This is a genomic window from Paenibacillus sp. D51F, from assembly GCF_053345695.1.
The window spans coordinates 379,502-401,596 of the sequence record NZ_JBKFAO010000001.1; the positions used below are offsets into that span (position 1 = coordinate 379,502).

Annotated in this window: 20 protein-coding genes; 1 reads left to right on the forward strand and 19 read right to left on the reverse strand. The window is 60.7% G+C overall.

Annotation, left to right across the window (positions count from 1 at the left end; all coding sequences use genetic code 11):
- Positions 1–194: 194 nt before the first annotated feature.
- The 14 genes from ACLBWT_RS01860 to lspA all read right to left on the reverse strand — a co-directional run bounded on the left by ACLBWT_RS01860 (position 195) and on the right by lspA (position 15,159).
- On the reverse strand, positions 195–692 hold the full coding sequence (locus ACLBWT_RS01860; RefSeq protein WP_447661391.1) for a tetratricopeptide repeat protein: 498 nt from the start codon (positions 690–692) through the stop codon (positions 195–197).
- A gap of 74 nt (positions 693–766) precedes the next feature.
- Complete coding sequence (locus ACLBWT_RS01865; RefSeq protein WP_447661392.1) at positions 767–2,110, reverse strand: stalk domain-containing protein; 1,344 nt, start codon at positions 2,108–2,110, stop codon at positions 767–769.
- A 121-nt stretch (positions 2,111–2,231) separates the two neighbouring features.
- Complete coding sequence (locus ACLBWT_RS01870) at positions 2,232–2,672, reverse strand: GNAT family N-acetyltransferase (RefSeq protein WP_447661676.1); 441 nt, start codon at positions 2,670–2,672, stop codon at positions 2,232–2,234.
- A gap of 108 nt (positions 2,673–2,780) precedes the next feature.
- Positions 2,781–2,924 carry a hypothetical protein gene (locus tag ACLBWT_RS01875; protein ID WP_447661393.1) on the reverse strand — a complete coding sequence of 48 codons (144 nt, stop codon included), beginning with the start codon at positions 2,922–2,924 and terminating at the stop codon, positions 2,781–2,783.
- Between the two features lie 177 nt (positions 2,925–3,101).
- Positions 3,102–3,749: an orotate phosphoribosyltransferase gene (gene pyrE / locus ACLBWT_RS01880; protein ID WP_447661394.1), complete on the reverse strand. Its 648-nt coding sequence runs from the start codon at positions 3,747–3,749 to the stop codon at positions 3,102–3,104.
- Positions 3,746–4,492 (reverse strand): orotidine-5'-phosphate decarboxylase, encoded by a 747-nt coding sequence (gene pyrF, locus ACLBWT_RS01885; protein WP_447661395.1) that lies wholly within the window; start codon positions 4,490–4,492, stop codon positions 3,746–3,748. Before pyrF ends, pyrE begins: the two co-directional genes overlap by 4 nt.
- A gap of 122 nt (positions 4,493–4,614) precedes the next feature.
- Complete coding sequence (gene carB / locus ACLBWT_RS01890; protein WP_447661396.1) at positions 4,615–7,827, reverse strand: carbamoyl-phosphate synthase large subunit; 3,213 nt, start codon at positions 7,825–7,827, stop codon at positions 4,615–4,617.
- Positions 7,814–8,959, reverse strand: a complete 1,146-nt coding sequence (locus ACLBWT_RS01895) for a carbamoyl phosphate synthase small subunit (protein ID WP_447661397.1) — start codon at positions 8,957–8,959, stop codon at positions 7,814–7,816. Before ACLBWT_RS01895 ends, carB begins: the two co-directional genes overlap by 14 nt.
- Before the next feature lie 12 nt (positions 8,960–8,971).
- Positions 8,972–10,270 (reverse strand): dihydroorotase, encoded by a 1,299-nt coding sequence (locus ACLBWT_RS01900; protein ID WP_447661398.1) that lies wholly within the window; start codon positions 10,268–10,270, stop codon positions 8,972–8,974.
- A gap of 31 nt (positions 10,271–10,301) precedes the next feature.
- A complete protein-coding gene (locus tag ACLBWT_RS01905) occupies positions 10,302–11,204 on the reverse strand; it encodes an aspartate carbamoyltransferase catalytic subunit (protein ID WP_447661399.1) in 903 nt (300 codons plus the stop codon).
- A gap of 6 nt (positions 11,205–11,210) precedes the next feature.
- Positions 11,211–11,768 (reverse strand): bifunctional pyr operon transcriptional regulator/uracil phosphoribosyltransferase PyrR, encoded by a 558-nt coding sequence (gene pyrR, locus ACLBWT_RS01910; RefSeq protein ID WP_447661400.1) that lies wholly within the window; start codon positions 11,766–11,768, stop codon positions 11,211–11,213.
- 424 nt (positions 11,769–12,192) lie between these two features.
- The gene (locus ACLBWT_RS01915; protein ID WP_447661401.1) at positions 12,193–13,428 is read right to left on the reverse strand and encodes an LL-diaminopimelate aminotransferase; all 1,236 of its coding nucleotides are present in this window, start codon (positions 13,426–13,428) and stop codon (positions 12,193–12,195) included.
- A 194-nt stretch (positions 13,429–13,622) separates the two neighbouring features.
- A complete protein-coding gene (locus ACLBWT_RS01920; protein ID WP_447661402.1) occupies positions 13,623–14,600 on the reverse strand; it encodes an RluA family pseudouridine synthase in 978 nt (325 codons plus the stop codon).
- A gap of 37 nt (positions 14,601–14,637) precedes the next feature.
- Complete coding sequence (gene lspA / locus ACLBWT_RS01925; protein ID WP_076354909.1) at positions 14,638–15,159, reverse strand: signal peptidase II; 522 nt, start codon at positions 15,157–15,159, stop codon at positions 14,638–14,640.
- A gap of 155 nt (positions 15,160–15,314) precedes the next feature.
- Between lspA and ACLBWT_RS01930 the strand changes: the two genes are divergently transcribed.
- Positions 15,315–16,019 carry a TraR/DksA C4-type zinc finger protein gene (locus ACLBWT_RS01930; protein ID WP_447661403.1) on the forward strand — a complete coding sequence of 235 codons (705 nt, stop codon included), beginning with the start codon at positions 15,315–15,317 and terminating at the stop codon, positions 16,017–16,019.
- Positions 16,020–16,162: 143 nt separating this feature from the next.
- On the opposite strand, the gene ACLBWT_RS01935 is transcribed toward ACLBWT_RS01930, so the two are convergent.
- From ACLBWT_RS01935 to ACLBWT_RS01955, 5 genes are all read right to left on the reverse strand, one after another.
- Positions 16,163–16,498 (reverse strand): DUF5665 domain-containing protein, encoded by a 336-nt coding sequence (locus ACLBWT_RS01935; RefSeq protein ID WP_447661404.1) that lies wholly within the window; start codon positions 16,496–16,498, stop codon positions 16,163–16,165.
- 262 nt (positions 16,499–16,760) lie between these two features.
- Complete coding sequence (gene ileS, locus ACLBWT_RS01940; protein WP_447661405.1) at positions 16,761–19,862, reverse strand: isoleucine--tRNA ligase; 3,102 nt, start codon at positions 19,860–19,862, stop codon at positions 16,761–16,763.
- A gap of 457 nt (positions 19,863–20,319) precedes the next feature.
- Positions 20,320–20,817, reverse strand: a complete 498-nt coding sequence (locus tag ACLBWT_RS01945) for a DivIVA domain-containing protein (protein WP_447661406.1) — start codon at positions 20,815–20,817, stop codon at positions 20,320–20,322.
- A gap of 216 nt (positions 20,818–21,033) precedes the next feature.
- Positions 21,034–21,816 (reverse strand): YlmH family RNA-binding protein, encoded by a 783-nt coding sequence (locus tag ACLBWT_RS01950; protein ID WP_447661407.1) that lies wholly within the window; start codon positions 21,814–21,816, stop codon positions 21,034–21,036.
- A gap of 9 nt (positions 21,817–21,825) precedes the next feature.
- On the reverse strand, positions 21,826–22,095 hold the full coding sequence (locus ACLBWT_RS01955; RefSeq protein ID WP_021879797.1) for a YggT family protein: 270 nt from the start codon (positions 22,093–22,095) through the stop codon (positions 21,826–21,828).

A 22,095-nucleotide genomic window follows, 5' to 3' on the forward strand; every position in this document is an offset into this window, starting at 1 on the left:
GGCCTGACCAGCAGGCGGAACTTTCCGAAGGTCTTTTATCCCTACGGTGTACACGGCCTATCGCGCCGCGGCGGTTTCGCTCGGTTCGGACGAAGAAAGGGCGCCGCATGACGGCCCGCTTCCCGGATCCCTAGAAACCCTTCCGTTTGATGTAACATATTACATGGCAAAAAACGGAACGTAAAGAGTTTTTTTCAATTCCAAACCTGATCCAATTTGTCGGAATAGAAGCTCAATGCCCGCCCGTACGAAGAGATTCCATCGTCAGAGCTGGTCTCGGCCAGCTGCACGAGCAGCAGCTCCATCGCCTCCGCATGAAGGCCGAGATTATGCAGGGTCATCGCTAAAAACACGTTGAATTCCCGCCGCTGCGGGTACTTCGCCGCAGCCTCCCGGAGCAGCTTCTCCGATTCCTCGTACCGGCCAAGCGTCCTCAGCGTGCTGCCGAGGCCGAGTCTCGCGCCTGCGTCATCCTCTGCGGGCAGGCCGAGCGACAGCGCCTTCTCGTAGAGCGGCACCGCCTCCGACTCCAGCCCGAGCGAATCATGGGTCCAGGCGAGCTGATACCATACCTGCGCGTCCTCGGGATGCGCTGCCGCCAGCTTCGCGAGCAGGAGGCGCGCCTTCTCGGCGTCGCCTCCTGCTCGCAGGGATACGGCTTCCTGCAGTCTATCCGCAAGGTTGAGCTCCATGCCCGCCGCCTCCTGACTATCCATGGATGAGTCCATTTTCATTTTCATCAGAGCTAATTCTATAAACTGCCGCCTTACGCTTGCTTGGCGGCTCCCTCGAGCAGAGCGATCATGTCCGCATCCTCGATGGCCTTGGCATATTCGAGCGGGGTTTCCTCCGCGCTTGGATAGACTTTGTTCGGATCGGCGCCGGCTGCAAGCAGCAGCTTGGCGATCTCCAGGCTGCCCGCGCCGACAGCCTCATAGAGGGAATTGTCGCGCTTCGGATCCGCTCCGTACTGCAGCAGCAGCTTCACGACGGCCGGATCGGGGTCATAGGCTACGGACTCTCCGTACTCATCCTCGTCGTACATCGTACGGCTGGCATTTTCAAGCGGCGTGTAGTCCTGGGAAGCATCGCAGTTGCAATCGTTGGCATCCGCGCCGCTCTTGAGAAGCAGCTCCACCATGGAAGGCATGCGCTTGCCGTCCTTGTCCACCGCCGTCGTCGCCGCGATGAGCGGCGGGAAATAATCGCCCGCATCGTTTGCCTTGACGCTGGCGCCTGCCTTCAGCAGCTCCGTCACGATAGAGGCTCTGCCGGACAGGATGGCATGCCACAGAACGGAGCCGTAAGCCTTTTCCATGGCCGGAATATCCGGCTTATAGCTGAGCAGAAGCTTCACGGTCGCCAGATCCGCCTCTTCCGTCGTCTCCGCATAACCCGTCGCGGTGAATTTGTACGGATAGGAAACGACATCGAACACCGTCACCGTCTGGCCGTTCTCGTCCAGATCGGCGGTCTGGACGGATGCTCCCTGATCGAGGAAAAAGCGGATCATCTCCTCGTTGCGGAATCCGACGCTGTTCAGTACCGGCGCCTTGCTCTGCGCGATCTTCCAGCCCTCCGCCATCAGTCCCTTGAGACCGGCGATATCCTGCTTGAAGACGTAGCCGTTGGCGTATCCGTCCAGCTCAAGCTGAAGCTCTGCCGGCGTCTGGCTCGTGATCGTCACGAGGGACTTGGAGGCGTTCCAGCTGACATGCGCTCCAAGCGCTTCGCCGACGAAGCGCAGAGGAACGAGCGTCCGCCCCTTCAGCACGACGGAGCGCTGGGCCAGCGTTACTTTTTGGCCGTTGATAGCCGCCGTCTTCTCGCCGATCGTCAGAACGACGGTTTTGCGCCCTTTGACCGCCGTGATTTTTTTGCCCGACACGGTCAGCTTCGCTCCGAGCCCTTCGAAAATGCCTCGCAGCGGCACCATCGTGGAGCCTTCCAGCAGGATCGGAGACTGATCGTATTTTTGCAGCTTTCCGTCCAAGGTTACGCTGATCGGAGCTTTCGCTGCCGATGCTGCCGGCGCCAAGCCTGCTGCTCCGGTGGCCAATACCGCGGAAGCCAGCATTATCCCAGCCGTGCGGATGAATTTGTTTGCCATGTCCATATCCCCCAACTTATGTCGATTGTACCTCTATCTCTAGAAACTCCCAATCTATTATCGGCGCTGGCAGGGGAAAAGTCTATTGAAATAAAGTGTTATTATTTGACATGAACAACATCTACAAATCCATCGCGAACCGGATCATATCGCGCAGAACCATCCCGTTCTCGATGATCTCCTCTTCATAATGCCGGATGAAGAAATCGCGGTCCACGCCGGTTATCCGGAATCCGCATTTCTGGTACAGCGCGATCTGGCCGATGCCCGTGCTGCCCGTGCCCACCTCGATCGTCGCCATGCCGGTTTCCCGAGCGCGTTCGACGGCATGAAGCACGAGCTTCTTGCCGATGCCGCGTCCCTGATAGGCCTCGGAGACGGCCACGTTCACGAGCTCCGCCGTCGCCGGACGGGTACGGATCAGGACGTATACCCCGATGGCTGCATTGACCTCTTCATCTTCCAGCACCCAGCACTCCCCGCGCGGGACATAGTCCTCGATCAGATCCCTGTCGGGATCGGCAAGCAGCAGCAGCTCCAGAGGGAGCGGCTCTCCCGGCATCAAACGTCTGATAGATTTCAAACTTTCCAATCGATGGTCCTCCCTTTCTCTCCATCCTCCGCGGGCGGCAGCTTGGCCAGCCGGAACGGAATCCGCAGCAGCAGAAATTCATCCACCCTTGCTGTCCGTCACGATTTCATGATTCATGAACAGCGGCTCCTGCAGCTGGCCGCTCCGATCGTACAGGATATTGCCGACCCAGCTGCCGGCGATCAGGAGCGCGATGATTCCGGCAAGTATTTTGGCTTTCACTTCGCTTTGCCACCCCTTTCAGCAGTTTAGCAGAGAGGATTGGGAATGTCTTCCTTATTGTATGTTCTCATGCCGTTCCAGTAGTTCTGCTGCAGCCTTGTTAAGCCCTGCTCGACAAAAAAGCCGGCGCCGCTTGTTCGCGGAGCCGGCCAGATTGCTTAGTCTCAAGCTTTGCCCTTACTTCCCGTATCCTTGCGGATCCTCGCGCCAAGCCTTCAGCGAGTCGATCTGCCCGCTCTGGACGACGCCGCGTTCGGCGGCAACGTCGATGAGCGCCGAATAGCTGCTCAGCGTCTCCAGCGGCACGGAAGCCTCGGCGAAGGCATCGGATGCCTGTTTGAACTGGTACGTGAAGATGGCCAGGACGGCCAGCACTTCGGCTCCGGCTTCGCGGACCGCTTGCGCGGCCTTGAGCGAGCTGCCGCCGGTCGAGATCAGGTCCTCGATGACGACGACCTTCTGTCCTTCGGCGATCCGGCCTTCAATCAGGTTCTGCTTGCCATGCCCCTTGGCCTTGTCGCGGATGTAGGACATCGGCAGGTTCAGCTTCTGCGCTACCCAGGCCGCATGCGGGATCCCGGCCGTCGCGGTGCCCGCGATCGCGTCAGCATCGGGGTAGTTCTGACGGATGACAGCGGCGAAGCCCTCGGCGATCAGCTCGCGGATTTCCGGATAGGACATCGTCAGCCGGTTGTCGCAGTAGATCGGCGATTTCAGCCCGGAGGTCCAGGTGAACGGCTCCTCGGGACGAAGCGCTACCGCTCCGATCTCCAGCAGCTTGGCGGCGATTTCGCGCGGAAGGCTTTCCAGTTGGATCGTGCTCATGGCTTGATCAGCTCCTCGATAATGGATTCAATGGCGGCGCGCGGATCTGCGGCTTTCGTGATGGGACGGCCGACGACCATATAATCGGTTCCCGCCCGAAGCGCTTCGGACGGCGTCATGACGCGGCTCTGGTCGCCGATGTCGGCGCCGGCCGGACGGATTCCCGGCGTCACCGTCTGGAATGTCGGCCCGCAGAAGTCCTTGACCAGCGTCACCTCATGCGGCGAGGCGACGACTCCGTCGAGGCCCGAAGCGATGGCCAGCAGCGCATAGCGCTTGACCGCCTCCTCCATCGTGCCGAGGATGCCGATCTCGTCGCTCAGCATCTCCTGGCTCGTGCTGGTCAGCTGCGTCACGGCGATGACCGTCGGACGCGCCAGCGCGGAGTCAGCATCCAGCGCCTCGTCGACTCCGTCCATCGCCGCCTCCATCATGTCGCGGCCGCCGGCCGCATGGACGTTGAACATATCGACGCCGAGGCGGGTGACGCTGTTCGCTCCGCCTTTGACCGTGTTCGGAATATCATGCATCTTCACGTCCAGGAACACTTTGTAGCCGCGCTGCTTCAGGCTGCGGACGAAATCCGGCCCCGCAGCATAGAACAGCTGCATGCCTACCTTCATATAACAAGGAATGCCTTCAAGCGCGGCCAGCAGCTTCTCTGCCGAAGCCGCGTCCGGGAAATCCAGCGCGACCATTATTTTGCCCGCCGCCTGCTCGCGGCTCAACGTTTGTACGCTCACGTGTGCTCCTCCTCAACGTATAGTATGGACATAGAGAACGGCCATCCGCCGCAGGCCTGCGCCGGACCCGCCATGGGAGGCGTTCCGGCGCAGGGCCGAGGAGCTGGCCGTACCTGATGGAATTATTGCAGCACCGGCATCGGATTGGAGCTGAAGTTGATCGTCTCCAGCATCCTCAGCAGCGCGCGGACCGTATCGAGCGACGTCATGCAGACGACGCCGTTCTCGACCGCCTCGCGGCGGATGCGGAAGCCGTCGCGCTCAGGCGTCTTGCCTTTGGTGAGCGTATTGAAGACGAACTGCGCCTGTCCGCTGCGGATCAGGTCGAGGATGTTCGGAGAGCCCTCGCTCAGCTTGTTCACATGTTGGACGATGATGCCCGCTTTCTCCAGAGCCTCGGCCGTGCCGCCGGTCGCGATGATCTTGTAGCCGATGGAGTAGAAGCCTTTCAGCAGCTCGATCGCTTCTTCCTTGTCCTTGTCGGCGACAGTGGCGATGATCGATCCTTGCAGCGGAATCTTCATGCCGGCTCCGATAAGGCCTTTGTACAGAGCCTTCGCATACTGCTCGTCGCGGCCCATGACCTCGCCGGTCGACTTCATCTCCGGCGTCAGCGTCGGGTCGACGCGGCGCAGCTTGGCGAAGCTGAATACCGGCACCTTGACAGAGACGAAGCTGTCTTCCGGCCAGAGGCCGTCGACATGGCCGAGCTCGGCCAGCTTCGTGCCGAGAATGGCGCGTGTCGCGAGGTTCGCCATCGGCAGGTTGGTCACCTTGCTGAGGAACGGAACCGTGCGGGAGGAACGCGGGTTGACTTCGATGACATAGGCCTTGTCGTTATGGATGACGAACTGGATGTTGACCAGGCCGACGACCTTGAGCGCCTTGGCGATCGAGATCGTGATGTCGATGATCTGCTGCTTGATCTCGGCGGAGAGCGACTGCGGCGGATAGACCGCGATGGAGTCTCCGGAGTGGACCCCTGCGCGCTCGACATGCTCCATGATGCCCGGGATGACAACCGTCTCGCCGTCGCAGATCGCGTCGACCTCGGCTTCCTTGCCAAGCATGTAGCGGTCGATCAGCACCGGATGCTCCGGATTGATCTTCACCGCTTCAGCCATGTAGCCGACCAGCTCCTCGTCGGAGTAGACGATTTCCATCGCGCGGCCGCCGAGCACGTAGGAAGGACGGACCAGCACCGGATAGCCGAGGCGTCCTGCCGTAACGACCGCTTCCTCGAGGTTGGTCACCGTGCTGCCTTCCGGCTGGGCGATGTCCAGGCTGCGGAGAAGAGCTTCGAATTTCTTGCGGTCTTCCGCCGTATCGATGCTCTCCAGGCTGGAGCCGAGAATGCGCACGCCGGCGGCAGACAGCGGAGCCGCCAGGTTGATCGCCGTCTGGCCGCCGAATTGCACGATGACGCCGATCGGCTTCTCCTGCTCGATGACGTTCATCACGTCCTCGAAGAAGAGCGGCTCGAAGTACAGGCGGTCCGACGTGCTGAAGTCGGTCGATACCGTCTCCGGGTTGTTGTTGATGATGACGGCTTCATAGCCGGCGTTCTGGATCGCCCACACCGCATGCACGGTGGAGTAGTCGAACTCGATGCCCTGGCCGATGCGGATCGGGCCGGAACCGAGCACGAGCACCTTCTCCTTGTCCGACTCCAGCACTTCGTTCTCGACCTCGTACGTGGAATAGTAGTACGGAGTCGTCGCCTCGAACTCGGCGGCGCAGGTGTCGACCATCTTGTACACCGGGCGCAGCTCCTGCTCGTGGCGGAAAGTGCGGATTTCCGCTTCCGTCGTCATCGTCGACTGGCTGCCCTCGCGGCGGATCTCGGCGATCGAGCGGTCGGAGAAGCCCTTGCGCTTCGCCTGGTACAGCAGCTCCTTGGTCAGGCCGGGCGCGCGGCGAAGCTCGTCCTCGAAGGCGACGATGCCTTCGATCTTGTCGAGGAACCACCAGTCGACCTTCGTGATGTCCTGGATGTCGGAGAGCGTCCAGCCGCGGCGGAACGCTTCGGCGATGAGGAACATGCGCTCGTCGTCGGGCTTGGCAAGCCGGGAATGAAGCACTTCGTCGGACAAGCCGGACGCGTCCTTCAAGTGGAAGCGATGGGCGCCGATCTCAAGCGAGCGGATCGCCTTGTGCATCGACTCCTCGAAGGTGCGGCCGATCGCCATCACTTCGCCGGTCGCCTTCATCTGCGTGCCGAGCTTCCGGTTGGCGCCCGTGAACTTGTCGAACGGCCAGCGCGGAATTTTGGACACGATGTAGTCGAGCGTCGGCTCGAAGCAGGCATAGGTCTGTCCCGTTACCGGGTTGACGATCTCGTCGAGCGTATAACCGACGGCGATCTTCGCCGCCATCTTGGCGATCGGATAGCCGGTCGCCTTGGAGGCGAGCGCCGAGGAGCGGCTGACGCGCGGGTTGACCTCGATGACGTAGTATTGGAAGCTGAACGGATCCAGCGCGAACTGCACGTTGCAGCCGCCCTCGATGTTCAGGGCGCGGATGATCTTCAGCGAGGCGGAGCGCAGCATCTGGTACTCGCGGTCCGACAGCGTCTGGCTCGGCGCTACGACGATGGAATCTCCCGTATGCACGCCGACCGGATCGAAGTTCTCCATGTTGCAGACGACGATGCAGTTGTCGTTGGCGTCGCGCATGACCTCGTACTCGACTTCCTTCATGCCGGCGATCGATTTCTCGACCAGGCACTGGCCGATCGGGCTGTAGCGGATGCCGGACGATACCGTCTCGAGCAGCTCTTCCTCGGTCGCGCAGATGCCGCCGCCCGTGCCGCCGAGCGTGTAGGCCGGACGCACGATGATGGGATAGCCGATCGAGTTCGCGAAGCCGACCGCTTCCTCGACCGTAGTGACGATGACGCTCTCCGGCACCGGCTGCTCCAGCTCGCGCATCAGGTCGCGGAACAAGTCGCGGTCCTCGGCCTTCTCGATGGCGGACAGCTGCGTTCCGAGCAGCTTGACATTCTCGCGCTCCAGCACGCCGGCGCGGGCGAGCTCGACCGCCATGTTGAGGCCGGTCTGGCCGCCGAGCGTCGGCAGCAGTCCGTCGGGACGCTCCTGGCGGATGATCTGGGAGACGAAGTCCAGCGTGATCGGCTCGATGTAGACCTTGTCGGCCATGTTCGTGTCGGTCATGATCGTCGCCGGGTTGCTGTTGATCAGCACGACCTCGTAGCCTTCTTCCTTCAGCGCCTGGCAGGCCTGGGTTCCGGCGTAGTCGAACTCGGCGGCCTGGCCGATGACGATCGGACCGGAGCCGATGACGAGGATTTTCTTGAGCAGGTTATTTCTGGGCATACAGCAGCTCTCCTTTGGACGCATCCGACAGCTGGGCTTGGCGCGGTCTGGACGGGTTGTTGCGGCGGTGGGTGCGGATCATCTCCAGGAACTCGTCGAACAGGTAGCTGGAATCGAACGGCCCGGGAGCCGCCTCCGGATGGTATTGGACCGAGAAAGCCGGATATTCGTTATGCTTGAGGCCTTCAATCGTTTTGTCGTTGTTGTTGATATGGGTCACGGTCAGCTGCGTGCCGGCGATCGACGCCTCGGGCACGGTATATCCGTGGTTCTGGCTCGTGATGTAGCAGCGGCCGGAAGCAAGCTCCTTGACGGGATGGTTGCCGCCGCGATGGCCGAACTTCAGCTTCTCGGTATCCGCGCCGCAGGCGAGGGCGAACAGCTGGTGGCCGAGGCAGATGCCGAAGATCGGGAATTCGCCGAGCAGCTGCTTCACGGTCTCCACCGCGTAAGGAACGTCCTGCGGATCCCCGGGGCCGTTGGACAGCTGGATGCCGTCCGGGTTCAGGCGGCGGATCGTCTCCGCGGACGTGTCATGCGGCACGACGACGACGTCGCAGCCGCGCTTGGTCAGCTCGCGCAGAATGCCGCTCTTGGCGCCGAAGTCGATGAGCACGATGCGCTCGCCGAAGCCGGGGCTTGTGAACACCTGCTTCGTCGACGTGCGGGCGACCTGGTCGGTCATCAGGGATGCGCCGGCCAGCTGCTCGACGATCGCCTCGACGCGCTCGTTGCCCGTCGTGATCATGCCTTTCATCGTGCCGAAGTGGCGCAGCTTGCGGGTGAGCATCCGGGTGTCGATCTCGCTGATCGCCGGGATGCCATGCTCCTTGAGCAGCCAGTCCAGGGATACCTGGGCGCGCCAGTTGCTCGGCACCGGCTCGTGGCGCCGCACCGCGAAGCCGTGGATGAACGGAGCGACCGTCTCGAAGTCGTCGCGGGTGATGCCGTAGTTGCCGATGAGCGGGTACGTCATCGTGACGATCTGGCCGCAGTAGGAAGGATCGGACAGAACCTCCTGGTAGCCTGTGATGCCTGTATTGAAAACAACCTCGCCGGGTTTGGATGTATCGGCGCCGAACGACTGGCCCGCAAATACGGTTCCGTCCTCAAGTATCAGTCTAGCTTGCATCCGTATCACTCCTTAAGCTGTATGGTTGGACCAGACGACGCTGCCGCCCACGACGGTGGCGACAGGCCAACCGTGAAGCTTCCAGCCGCCGAACGGCGTATTATGGGATTTGGAAAGGAATTTCTCGGGCTCGACTGGAAGCTCGCTCTCCAGATCGAGAACGGCGAGGTCGGCCGGCGCTCCGGCTTCCAGGCGGCCGCTGTCGAGGCCGAACACGGAAGCAGGAATCTCGGTCATGCGGCGGAGCAGAAAGCCGAGCGACCATTTGCCGGTGCGGACGAAGGTCGTGTACAGCAGCGGGAAGGCCGTCTCGAAGCCGACGATGCCGAACGGCGCGAGCTGCATGCCGCGGGCTTTCTCCTCCTCGGCATGAGGGGCGTGATCGGTTACGATCATGTCGATCGTGCCGTCCTCGAGCCCTTGCAGCACCGCTTCCACGTCGCGCGGCGTGCGCAGCGGAGGGTTCATTTTCCAGTTGGAATCCATGCCCGGAATGTCCTCGTCGCTCAGCACCAGGTGATGCGGACATACTTCCGCCGTCACCTTGACTCCGATCGACTTGGCCAGGCGGATCAGCCGAACCGACTGCTCCGTGCTGACATGGCACACATGGTAGTGGACGCCGGTCGCTTCGGCGAGCAGCACGTCGCGTCCGACATGGATCGCTTCCGATTCGTTCGGAATGCCCTTGATCCCGTTATCGCGGGCGAACTTGCCCTCGGATATGTACAGCCCTTCAACGAGGCTGTCATCCTCGCAGTGCGCGATGATCGGCATGCCGATCGACTCGGCCAGCGCCATCGCGTCCTTCATCATTTGGGCCCGCTGCACGCCGACGCCGTCGTCGGTGAAGCCGATCGCGCCGGCTTCCTTGAGCGCCGCGAAGTCGGTCAGCTCCCGTCCCAGCTGGTTTTTGGAGATCGCCGCGTAAGGCAGCACCTTGACGCCGTTGCCTTCCGTACGCGCCTTGTCCAGCACGTAGCGGACCGTCTCCGGCGTATCGATGGCAGGCCGCGTGTTCGGCATGCAGGCGATCGTCGTGAAGCCGCCCGCCGCTGCGGAGCGGGTGCCCGTAGCGATGTCTTCCTTATGCGTGAACCCCGGGTCGCGCAGATGGACGTGCATGTCGATGAAGCCGGCCGACACCAGCTTGCCCGATGCGTCGAGCACCTCGTCCGAGGCGGCTGCCGGAGCTTCTCCTCCGAGAATCTCCGCGATCACGCCGTTCTCGATGCGGATATGCTTCTTCTCCAGCTCGCCGGCCGCGTCGTTCCAGACCAGGCCGTTCACTACCCATTTGATGTATGCCATGTATGTGTTCAATCCCCTCTCGTAAAAGCTGCTAGCCTCTGAGCGCCCGCTCGATGACCGCCATCCGCACCGGAACCCCGTTCTGCATCTGGGGGAAAATCCTCGACTGAGGATGCTCGACGAGATCGCCGTCGATCTCCACATCCCGGTTGACCGGAGCCGGATGCATGATGATGGCGTGAGGAGCGATCCGCGCCGCCCGTTCGGCCGTCAGGCCGTATTGCTGCCGGTACTCCTCCGCCGACTTGATCATCCCGTCCTCATGGCGCTCCAGCTGCACTCGCAGCATCATGACGACATCCGCCTTGATCGCTTCCTCGATGCCGATGTATGGAGCGTCCAGCTCGCCGGCCTTCATGTTGTCCGGGGCGCAGAAGCTTACCGCGGCGCCCATCTCGCGCAGGCCGATCAGGTTCGATCTGGCGACGCGGCTATGCTTGATGTCGCCGATGATGGAGACGCTGAGTCCGCTGAGGCTGCCGAACTGCTGGCGCATCGTGTACATGTCCAGCAGCGCCTGCGTCGGATGCTCGTTGTTGCCGTCCCCGGCATTGATGAGAGGAACCTTGATCCGCTCTGCCAGCTCCTGCAGCACGCCGGCCGGCTTCAGCCGGATGACGCCCGCATCGATGCCCATCGACTCCAGCGTCCTTACCGTGTCATAGATGGATTCGCCCTTCTGCACGCTCGATACCGCAGCGGAGAAGTTCAGCACCTCGGCGCCGAGGCGCTTCTCTGCCACTTCAAAGCTGAATCGCGTGCGGGTGCTGTTCTCGAAGAACATATTCGCCACGAAACGCCCTGCCAGCGTCTCGCCGACCTTCACGCTCTGCTGCTCCCAGTAGGCCGCCCTCGACAGGATGGACCCGATCTCTTCCCGGTCCATCCCCTTCAGCCCGAGCAGGCTCCTCTGCATCAGCTGTGTTGCCGTCATATCCGCTCATCCTCCTTGATGAATGATTGTCACGATGTCTTCCCCGTCCACTTCAGTCAGCGCTACGCGGATGTTCTCTTCCTTGGAGGTTGGCACGTTCTTGCCTACATAATCGGGTCGGATCGGCAGCTCCCGATGTCCGCGGTCCACGAGCACGGCGAGCTGGATCGACTGCGGCCTGCCCTGATCCATCAGAGCGTCCATCGCCGCGCGGATCGTGCGGCCCGTGTAGAGGACGTCATCGAACAGGATGACGCGCTTGTCATGGATCAGAAGCGCGTTGCCGGCTCCGTCCGTCGTCGTGAAGCGGATCGTCTCTCCCTCGACGCGCCGGTCATCCCGGTACCCCGTAATGTCGAGCTCGCCGCAAGCGACCGGCGTGCCTTCGATTTCGCGGATCTGCTCGGCGATCCGGCGCGCCAGATAGACGCCGCGGGTGCGGATGCCGATCAGCACGCAGTTCTCGATGCCCTTGTTCTTTTCGACGATCTCGTAGGAAATCCGGGTGAGTCCACGGCGGATGGCCGTGTCGTCCATGATGGCTCGTTTCTCGTTCAGGACCATGGGGCTGCTGCTCCTTCCGGCCGGCATGGAGCCGGTCCGATTCGTTAGGCTTATACTCTGTCAGCGGGACAAAAAAAACTCTCCTTGCCGGGTACATCAGCAAGGAGAGTTCTTTAGAAGCCGCGCAAGGAGAAGAGGGCATGATGGGCCGCGCGGCGGGACGAACCAGAGGCATGACCTTCAATGGCCGCGCTGCTGGCTATGTCCCGGCCGCTTGCGCCGGATGCCGGTTGAATCTTCTTCCTGACCGCGGCTGCTGTTCACGCTACCTTGCCAGCCTCTCTGGACTGAGTTAAAGGTACTGCCGTTATCGGTACTGATTATCCCATGCGCCGGCGAGGAAGTCAACCGCTAAAATCGATATTTTTGCATAAAAATACCCCGTTGTGTATAAATACAACGGGGTTTTCCAGTCTTTAGGACATTAAAGGCTGAGATTGCGGATGCGCTCGACCGCTTTTTCCGTGTTCTCGCGGCTGCCGAACGCCGTCAGGCGGAAGTAGCCTTGGCCGCTCTGGCCGAAGCCGACGCCCGGCGTGCCGACGATGTTCGCTTCCGACAGCAGCTTGTCGAAGAACGCCCAGGAATCCATGCCCTTCGGCGTCTTCAGCCAGATGTATGGAGCGTTGACGCCGCCGAACACTTCAAGGCCGAGCGATGCCAGGCCGTCGCGGATGATGCCGGCATTCGTCATGTAATAATCGACGAGGCCTGAGATCTGCTCCTTGCCTTCAGCCGAGTAGATGGCTTCCGCGCCGCGCTGGGTCACGTAGGAGACGCCGTTGAACTTGGTCGTGTGGCGGCGGTTCCACAGGTCGTTGACGACGACTTCGGTGCCGTCCTTGTCGAAGCCCTTCAGCTCGCGGGGCACAACGGTGTAGGCGCAGCGGATGCCCGTGAAGCCGGCCGTCTTGGAGAAGCTGCGGAACTCGATGGCGACTTCGCGCGCTCCCTCGACTTCATAGATGCTGTGCGGAACGTTCTCTTCGGTAATGAACGCTTCGTAAGCCGAATCGAACAGGATGAGGCAGTTGTTCTCGCGCGCATAGTCGACCCATACCTTGAGCTCGTCCTTCGTCAGCGTCATGCCCGTCGGGTTGTTCGGGTAGCACAGATAGATCAGATCCACCTTGCGGTCCGGCAAGGAAGGCTTGAAGTCGTTCTCCGCCGTGCAGTCCAGGTAGACGATGTTCTCATAGCGGCCGATCCCGCTGTCGAACAGGCCGGAGCGGCCCGCCATGACGTTCGTGTCGACGTACACAGGGTACACAGGGTCTTGCACGGCTACGATGCTGTCCGTGCTGAAGATTTCCTGGATGTTGCCGACATCGCATTTCGAGCCGTCGCTGACGAACACTTCGTTGGACTTGATATCCACGCCGCGTGCTTTGTAGTCGTTCTCGATGATGGCGTTCACGAGGAAATCATAGCCTTGCTCAGGGCCGTAGCCGCGGAAGGAGCCTGGAACAGCCAGCTCGTCGACAGCAGCATGCATCGCTTTGGTGACGGCTTCCGGGAGCCCGCGGGTCACGTCGCCGATGCCGAGGCTGATGATCTCCGCCTGCGGATTGTCCTGGATGAACTTCGTGCGGCGCTTGGCAATTTCGGAGAACAGGTAGCTGCCCTGCAGATTGAGGAAGTTGGAGTTGATTTGAGTCATGGAATGGAATCACCTTTCGTCCTTTATGATAGGCCCCGGCCGATGTCGCTAAGTCGCTCGTCCGGCTGCCGGCTACAATCCAGCATAGCTCAGCATGGAAATGGTTTTAATAGAGCATTTCGAGAAATGTTTGCATTAATTGCCTCTCGCCCGGCAACGATGCTGCGGCCGGACTCATGTGCGGCCCGGTAAAATCAACGATTCCTCAGGCTGTGCAGCACATGCTGCATATCGTCCGGAATCGGCGCTTCGAACTGCAGCCGCTCTCCCGTGCGGGGATGCGTGAATCCGAGCACCGCGGCATGGAGCGCCTGGCCGGCCAGAGCGACTGTCTTGGCGCGTCCGTATACCGGATCTCCCGCCAGCGGATGACCGATGTATTTGAGATGGACGCGGATTTGATGCGTGCGGCCGGTCTCAAGCTGAAGCTCGAGCAGCGTATAGTCCCCGAGCCGCTCCATCACGTTGAAGTGCGTCACGGCGTGCTTGCTGCCTTTTGTCGTGACGGTGAACATTTTGCGGTCCTTGTCGTCGCGTCCGATCGGTGCGTCGATGGTGCCGATGTCGTGATGCATGTTCTCATGCACCAAGGCGATATACTTGCGGGTGACGCTGTGATCCTTGAGCTGCGCCGCCAGCGACAGATGGGCAAGGTCGTTTTTAGCCGCCATGAGCAGGCCGGACGTATCCTTGTCGATGCGGTGGACGATTCCGGGGCGAAGCATGCCGTTGATGCCCGACAGATCCTTGCAATGGAACATCAGCGCATTGACGACCGTGCCGGAGGAATGGCCGGGAGCCGGATGCACGACCATGCCGCGAGGCTTGTTGATGACGATGACGTCTCCGTCCTCGTAGACGATGTCCAGAGGAATATCCTCCGGCACGATTTCAGCAGCCTGAGGCTCAGGCACGGTAACCTGCAGCAGGTCGCCTTCGGAGAGCTTGTAGTTCGCTTTCGCAGGGCGCCCGCCTACGAGAGCCGCGCCCGAGCCGATCCATTCCTGCACCTGCGTGCGGGAAACGGAAGGGTCGTTCACCTTGTCCGTAATGAACTTGTCCAGACGCGTCTTGGCTTCCTCGGCTGACACCGTCCATTCCAGGACAGGCTCGGCTCCATGCTCCTCGTCGAGGCCGGAGACGCTTTGATTGATATTGGTTTCTTCATTCATGCAATTCAGTCCTTACTTCATTCTTGGTAGGCGCCGATTACGCGCCGCTCGTGCTGTCGCTTGCGCCGGGCTGATCCGCTTCCGAAGAGGCGGCATTGCGCCGCTCGCCGAGGAAGGTATCGAGAATGATGAGCCCGACTCCGATCGTGATGGCCGTATCCGCCAGGTTGAACACCGGGAACGAATAGGAGCCGAAGTTGAAGGAGAGGAAATCGACGACGTGTCCGTACAGGAGACGGTCGATGAAGTTGCCCAGAGCTCCTCCGAGCACGAGTCCGAGCGCCGTCAGCAGCAGCGTCCGCCCCGACTTCCGGCTTTGGTGGATATACCACATGATGCCTGCCGCCACTGCGAGCGTGATCAGCAGGAAGAAGGCCCGCTTGCCCTCCAGGATGCTGAAGGCCGCCCCCGTATTGCGGATGGATGTGATGACAAAAAAATTCCCGATTACTTTAAGCTGCTCGTACAGCTCGAGCCGGCTGGAAATGACCCATTTGCTGAGCTGGTCCAAAACGATGACGACGAGCGCCAACCAATATGAATACCCTTTGAGCCTCAAGCGATTCCCTCCTCATCCGTCCCATTGTAGCATATCGCTTCGGCCAGGAGCCACCGTGGATGCGCCTCTCCCGTTTCCATAGAAGCCCATCTCTAATCGAGGCGATAATCGACCACACTAGTATCGATCTATCTGTGAAAGGTGTGTGCCAAACGATGCCTCATTCCGATTCGTTTCTTGCCCGCATGCGCGGGCGGCTGATCCAAGAAAAGCAGGAGCTGGAGCTGCTGCGCAAGGAAACCCAGCATGACGGCCTGCTCAATTCCCTTCGGGACGAGACCGGCGAGCTGTCCACGATCGACAACCATCCGGGAGATCTCGGCACGGAAATGTTCGAGCGCGAGAAGGATCTCATGCTTCAGGACAAGCAGGACATGCAGCTGGTCCGGGTCGAATCCGCGCTTGCCGCGATGGAAGACGGCTCTTATGGAACATGCATCCAGTGCGGCGCCGATATTCCCTCGGAGCGTCTTGAAGCGCTGCCCGATACCCGCTACTGCATCGATCATGCGCCCCGCGACCATGTGTCGCACAGCCGTACCGACGCCTTGACCCTGCTGCCGATGCCCTTCGGCCAGTCCGACAAGGACGACGACGCGTACAACGGCTTCGACGGCGAGGACGCCTGGCAGATCGTCGAGCGCTGGGGCAATGCCAACTCTCCGGCCATGGCTGAGATTCCAGGCGACAGCTACGACAATGTAGGCAATGAGGACGGCGAGAACGAAGGGTACGTGGAGCCTCTGGAGAGCTTTCTCGCCACCGATATTACCGGCACGCATGTCTCTGTTGTGCGGAACCGGGAGTACAAGCAGTACATGGATCAAGGAGAAGGCGAGGAGCTCGGAGAGGAAGAGTAGCCGAACGGCTGCGAAGCCTGCAGCCCTTCTCCGTTGCCTTGCCCCAGCTCCATCCGATTCAACAAGACGAAACCGCCGGCATCCTGCTTGAATGGATTGGATTCCGGTCCGCATCCTTCCTCTGATGAATGAAGGCGTGAATCTTATTGATAACCGTCCTTGCCCTCCAGCTGGATCTGGACGATCCGGACAATATCCGCGATGTAGTCGCCGATAATGGGAAGATTCAGCTGGCCGAGGGCTTGAAGGATGTACAATATCGTTGCGGCAAAAACGGTCAGTCCGATCGCGTACCCGACCCCTCTGGAGATGCCGGCGACGACGTTGCGCCATATGAGCGACAGCGGCCGATTGAGCAGATCCACATATCCGGCCATTTGAGAGCGTTCCAGGTCCATTGCGATCTTCTCCAGCCGGTCCTCGAGCCGGCTGCTTTTTTCGAGCTCAGCCCGTTCTTCCCCGCGCTTGTCTTCGCCCATGCCGCACCTCCGCTCTTTTTTCCTGAACTTCCGCTCTTCTTTTGTCTTCTTTGCTTTCACGACGCAAAAAAGGGGCTTGGACTTTCGCCGTTCCATCTAGTATGTCCGATTGGTGGCTGGAGGATTCTTCCTCCTCCTAAGCCGGACGCAGCCGGGGAGGCAGACAAAAGACCCCCTGAAGGGATTCCTTCAGGGGGTCGGCTTTGGCTGGCGCCATGGTCAAGGCCGTAATTCAATCCACAGCCGGCCTTGGCCCAATTGCTTAGCGGATGAGCAGGCCGAACTCGCGCTCTCCGAAAGCGACTCTTTCCATGCCTTCGGCGCTTTCGAACGAGACGCTGCTCAGCAGGACGCTGTCCTGCAGCAGGCTGTCGAATGCCTGTAGCGCAGCCGTCAGCTCCGCATCGGCATCAAGCACGAGGTCTACGCGCTTCTCGATCGGCAGATCGAGCTTCTTGCGCGTGTCCTGCACGGCGCGGATGACTTCGCGCACCCAGCCCTCCTGCTCCAGCTCCGGCGTGATGTCCGTATTGAGCGCGACCGTGAGGCCGCCTCCCGATGCGGACGCGAAGCCCGGCTTCGCCTGCTTCTCCACGAGCAGTTCGTCCAGAGCGACCGGAACGTCCTCGCCGTCAGGCGTCGTGAAGACGAAGCTTCCTCCTTGAACGATCGCGCGGGCCGTATCGGCGTCGAGAGCTTTCAGATGAGCCTGGATCGGTCCGACGTTCTTGCCGAATTTCTTGCCCGCGACCTTGAGGTTGAGCTTCAGCGCGAAGTCGACGAAGCCGCTGTCGGAATGCTCCACCGCGATGCCCTTCACATTGATTTCGTCCTTGATGATGTCTTCGTATTCGGCAAGCTCGAAGTCGCCGCTCAGAGAGACGATCAGCTCGGACAGCGGCTGGCGGGTCTTGATGCCCGTCTCGTTGCGCACGTTGCGGGCCAGCTCCACGATCTGGCGGGCCGTCTCCATGTCGCGCTCAAGCGCTTCGTCGATGGCGGCCTCGTCGACGGTCGGATAGTCGGCGAGATGGACGCTGCCCTTTCCGCCGAGATTTCCGTATACGTCCTCGGCAAGCAGCGGCGCGTAAGGAGCGATCAGCTTCGACAGCGTCAGCAGCACATGGCGCAGCGTGCGGTAGGCGTCCAGCTTGTCGCCGGTCAGGCCGCTGCCCCAGAAGCGGTCGCGCGAGCGGCGGATGTACCAGTTGCTCATCTCGTCGACGAATGCCTCGATCGCCTTGGCGGAGCCCATGAAATCCCAGCCCTCCAGCCCTTTGACGACGCCGCGCACGAGCGAGTTGAGACGGGAGACGATCCAGCGGTCCAGCTTCGCCTCGGAAGCCTGATGCGTATCGGCAGCGGGGTCGTATCCGTCGATGTCTGCATACAGAGCGAAGAATGCATGCGTGTTGACGATCGTGTCGATCACCTTCGACTTGGCTTCTCCGACGATGCCGCGCGAGAATTTCTTGCTGTTCCATGGAGCGCTGTCGGCCAGCAAAGCCCAGCGGAACGCATCCGTGCCGTATTCGTTGATGATTTCCCACGGATCGATGACGTTGCCTTTGGACTTCGACATCTTCTGGCCACTCTCGTCGAGCACATGGCCCGTGGAGATGACGGCCTTGTAAGGAGCGCGTCCGTTATACAGCGTCGAGACGGCCAGCAGGCTGAAGAACCAGCCGCGCGTCTGGTCGATGCCCTCACAGATGATGTCCGCCGGATACTGCTCGGCGAAGCGGCCTTCGTTCTCGAACGGATAATGCTGCTGGGCGAACGGCATGGAGCCGCTGTCGAACCAGACGTCGATCACTTCAGGCGTGCGGGTCATGACCGCTCCTTCCGCGAACGGACTGTGCAACTTCACTTCGTCGACATACGGCTTGTGAGGCTCGAAGTCCTCCGGCAGCTCCGTCGTCGCGCGCGCCCGCAGGTCGGCGAGGCTCGACGGCGCGTATTCCTTGCCGGTCTCCTCGCAGATCCAGACGTTGAGCGGCGTTCCCCAGTAGCGGTTGCGGCTGATGTTCCAGTCGACGAGATCCTCGAGGAATTTGCCGAAGCGGCCCTCGCGGATATGGCCCGGGTACCAGTCCACGCCGTTGTTGTTGGCGATGAGCTGATCCTTGACGGCCGTCGTCTCGATGAACCAGCTTTCCGTGGCGTAGTAGAGCAGCGGCGATTTGCAGCGCCAGCAGAACGGATAGCTGTGCTCGTACTTCTCTTTGGAGAAGAGCAGCCCCTTCTCGCTCAGCTTGCGCACGATCTCGATGTCGACCTCTCCGTCCTTGACGAAGCGGCCGGCCCAGTCCGTCACCTCGTCGACGTAGCGGCCTTGCGAGTTGACGACGGCCAGCAGGCCGATGCCGTTTTTGCGGGCGGCCTTGTAGTCGTCGTCGCCATGGGCCGGCGCGATGTGGACCATGCCCGTGCCGCTGGAGTCGCTGACGAATTCCGCGCCGATGACGACATGGCCGTTCTCAATCGGAACATAATCGAACGGCGCTTCATACGGAAGTCCGACCAGCTCGGAGCCTTTCACGCTGCCGACGATTTCCGGCTTGTCGTCTCCCTTGAACACGCTCTCCACGAGGCTCTCGGCGACGAAGTACACTTCTCCGTCCCGCTTCACCTTGGAGTAGGTCAGCTCCGGATTGACGGCGATGGCCGTGTTCGCAGGAAGCGTCCATGGAGTCGTCGTCCATGCGAGCAGATGGCCTTCGCCATTTTTCAGCGGGAACTTGACGGTCGCGCTGAGATCCTTGACATCCTCGTAGCCTTGAGCCACTTCATGCGAGCTGAGGGTCGTCTGGCAGCAAGGGCAGTACGGGCTGACGCGGTGGCCGCGGTACAGCAGCCCTTTGCCATGGATGGTGGAAAGGATATGCCACACGCTCTCGATGTAGCTGTTCTTCAGCGTGATGTACGGATCGTCCATATCCGTCCAATAACCGATCGCTTCCGTCAGCTCGCGCCATTGGCGCTCGTATTCGAATACGCTGTCCTTGCATTTCTGGACAAAGGCCTCGACGCCGTAGTTCTCGATCTCCTGCTTGCCGGAAATGCCGAGCTGCTTCTCCACGCCGAGCTCGACCGGCAGGCCATGCGTATCCCAGCCCGCCTTGCGGATGACGCGGTAGCCCGACATCGTCTTGTAGCGGCCGATGAAGTCCTTGATGACGCGGCCCAGCACATGGCCGATATGGGGAGCTCCGTTGGCCGTCGGCGGACCTTCATAAAAGACGAAATTCGGCTTGCCCTCCCGGTTTTCGATCGAGGCTTTGAACGTCCCTTCTTCTCTCCATCTCGCCAGCACCCGCTCCTCGCGGCTTCTCGCCTTTTCCTTCACATCCACTCTCTGCATGCCTGACACGCCCTTCTCTCGGAAAATAAAAAAGCCCGCCCCTGTGTAAAGGGGCGAGCATGACTCGCGATACCACCCTAATTGCCCTGTCGCAGTTGGAAACAGGTCCCCGATCGGACCGTGCTCCGCCTCAACATAGGCATCTCAGCAGCGGATGCATTCCTGCCATCCGCGTTCCCTGTAACGTGGGACTGCCGGCGGGGCTTACTCGGCACGAAGCGAAAGTTTCGCTCCGGGCTGTTCGGCTCCGCTTCTCGGAGAGGATGTTCGGCTGAAGTTCGAACGCCGGCTTGCAGCAGGATGCCGGCTCTCTGGGGAACGACCGTTCAGCGTACTCGTTCTCGTCGATGAAATTGACTGTTATCCATATGTCGCGATAAAGACCTGCAGGTCCATTATCGTCGCCAATATCTATTTCTATACTACATACAGCAGTCCCTGCGTGTCAACCGCCGCTCTAATAGTTCGAGCCTTCCAGAGACAGGCTGCTCGAGGCGTTCTCCAGCTTGTCCCAGCCGTCCTGGGCGAGCAGCTCGAGCTGCGCCTCGACCAGCGTCCGGAAGCGGGTCCGGTAGATCGAAGCCTGCTTCTTGAGCTCCTCCACTTCCAGCGACACCTTGCGGGATTTCATCATGGAGTCGTTGACGATGCGGTCGGCATTCTTCTCCGCTTCCTTGATGATCAGCTGCGCTTCCTTCTTGGCGTTGCCCCTCACCTCGTCCGCCGCCTCCTGGGCGACGATGATCGTCTTGCTCAGCGTCTCCTCGATATTGGAGAAGTGGTTGAGCTTCTCCTGCAGGTTCAGAATCTGATTCTGAAGATCCTTGTTCTCGCGGATGAGCGCCTCGTAGTCCTTGATGACCTGGTCCAGGAATTCATTGACCTCATCCTCGTCGTAGCCGCGAAGTCTTCTTCCGAATTCCTTGTTATGTATGTCCAATGGCGTCAGCGGCATTGGGGCACCTCCTGTTGGATTGTTCTCGTCGTAAGCCGATCGTTGGTGATATCCCAATTCGACAGTTCCGGGCAAATTCCTGCAAATTTCTGATCCACGCCAAAAATATCCGTCCTCCCTATATCGGTCGGAACGGCGGCATTTTTTGCTGTCAATAAAAGGATGGCTCCATGCAGCGCATGGAGCCGAACCGTCCAGGCTCCCGAGGAGCCGGATTCAGATGAATTTGCCTGCTTTGACGCGTATCCGGCCTTTCTTGGTCATGCCGTCGACCTCCAGCAGCTTGAACCTGCCAAGTCCCTTGATGGACACGACGTCCCCTTCGCGGAGCTGCTTCGAAGGATCCTCCTCGCCCTTCCAGTTGACCCGGCAGCGGCCGGCCCGGATCGGCTCGACGATCTTCGCCCGGCTGATCCGGTAGACGTCGCTGCAGATTCCGTCCAGCCGCATGGACGCGACGGTGAAGCTCATCTCTTCCATGCGGCTGACGACCGGGCGCAGCTCCGTCAGCGGCTTGACCGACGTCAGAACGCTGAGCTTGTGGACCTGGCGAAAATGCACGTTCAGGAAGTCTGAGATCTCGTCCGCGACGAGCAATTGGGCTCCATCCGGACCGACATGGATGTCTCCGATGCGGTCGCGCTTGATTCCAAGCCCCAGTACGGCTCCCAAGTAGTCGCCGTGATCCAGCTCCAGATGGCCGCCGGAGACGGCTTGCACTTCAAGCACGGATATGCCGGTCTCCTCGCCTTCCAAATAACGATAAGAGGGAGCAATCAGCGCCCGCCTGCGCTCCGCTCCCTCGTATCCTCCATCCAATCGAACGCCGACGTCGGGTTCCCGATTCGCGAGCGACATCAGGATCGATGCCTGCCGGGGATCGAGGAAATCCGTCCGCTTCAGCTCGTGAAGCTGGGCCGAGCGTCCGATCCACTCCAGGGCGCGGTCGACGAACGGCCGCTCCTCCGGATGAAAATGCTCATAAAGGCCGTCTGCCACTGGGCTGCCTTAGGAAAAGAAGAAGCCCAGCACGCCGATGATGCCTTGCGCGACGAAGCGCAGAGCGATCAGGGCGACGATCGGACTGATGTCCAGCATGCCGCCGATCGGCGGGATGAAGCGGCGGAAGATGCTGAGATAAGGCTCGACAATCTTGCCGAGGAACTGGCCGATGAAGCTCTCGCGGGCGTTGGGCAGCCACGAAAGCAGAATGTATCCGAAAATCATAAAGTAGTAAATCGATTCCAGTGTGTGGACGATCTCTTTGACTTGCTCCAA

Coding starts and splice junctions, on each gene's coding strand:
- pyrE (WP_447661394.1), bottom strand. CDS start 3,749: ATGAGCACGATCCAACTGGAAAGCCTTCCGCGCGAAATCGCCGCCAAG.
- carB (WP_447661396.1), bottom strand. CDS start 7,827: ATGCCCAGAAATAACCTGCTCAAGAAAATCCTCGTCATCGGCTCCGGT.
- ACLBWT_RS01945 (WP_447661406.1), bottom strand. CDS start 20,817: ATGCCGCTGACGCCATTGGACATACATAACAAGGAATTCGGAAGAAGA.
- ileS (WP_447661405.1), bottom strand. CDS start 19,862: ATGCAGAGAGTGGATGTGAAGGAAAAGGCGAGAAGCCGCGAGGAGCGG.
- ACLBWT_RS01860 (WP_447661391.1), bottom strand. CDS start 692: ATGGAGCTCAACCTTGCGGATAGACTGCAGGAAGCCGTATCCCTGCGA.
- ACLBWT_RS01905 (WP_447661399.1), bottom strand. CDS start 11,204: ATGACGGCAACACAGCTGATGCAGAGGAGCCTGCTCGGGCTGAAGGGG.
- ACLBWT_RS01900 (WP_447661398.1), bottom strand. CDS start 10,270: ATGGCATACATCAAATGGGTAGTGAACGGCCTGGTCTGGAACGACGCG.
- ACLBWT_RS01920 (WP_447661402.1), bottom strand. CDS start 14,600: ATGAATGAAGAAACCAATATCAATCAAAGCGTCTCCGGCCTCGACGAG.
- ACLBWT_RS01870 (WP_447661676.1), bottom strand. CDS start 2,672: ATGCCGGGAGAGCCGCTCCCTCTGGAGCTGCTGCTGCTTGCCGATCCC.
- pyrR (WP_447661400.1), bottom strand. CDS start 11,768: ATGGTCCTGAACGAGAAACGAGCCATCATGGACGACACGGCCATCCGC.
- ACLBWT_RS01930 (WP_447661403.1), top strand. CDS start 15,315: ATGCCTCATTCCGATTCGTTTCTTGCCCGCATGCGCGGGCGGCTGATC.
- ACLBWT_RS01865 (WP_447661392.1), bottom strand. CDS start 2,110: ATGGCAAACAAATTCATCCGCACGGCTGGGATAATGCTGGCTTCCGCG.
- ACLBWT_RS01935 (WP_447661404.1), bottom strand. CDS start 16,498: ATGGGCGAAGACAAGCGCGGGGAAGAACGGGCTGAGCTCGAAAAAAGC.
- ACLBWT_RS01915 (WP_447661401.1), bottom strand. CDS start 13,428: ATGACTCAAATCAACTCCAACTTCCTCAATCTGCAGGGCAGCTACCTG.
- ACLBWT_RS01895 (WP_447661397.1), bottom strand. CDS start 8,959: ATGCAAGCTAGACTGATACTTGAGGACGGAACCGTATTTGCGGGCCAG.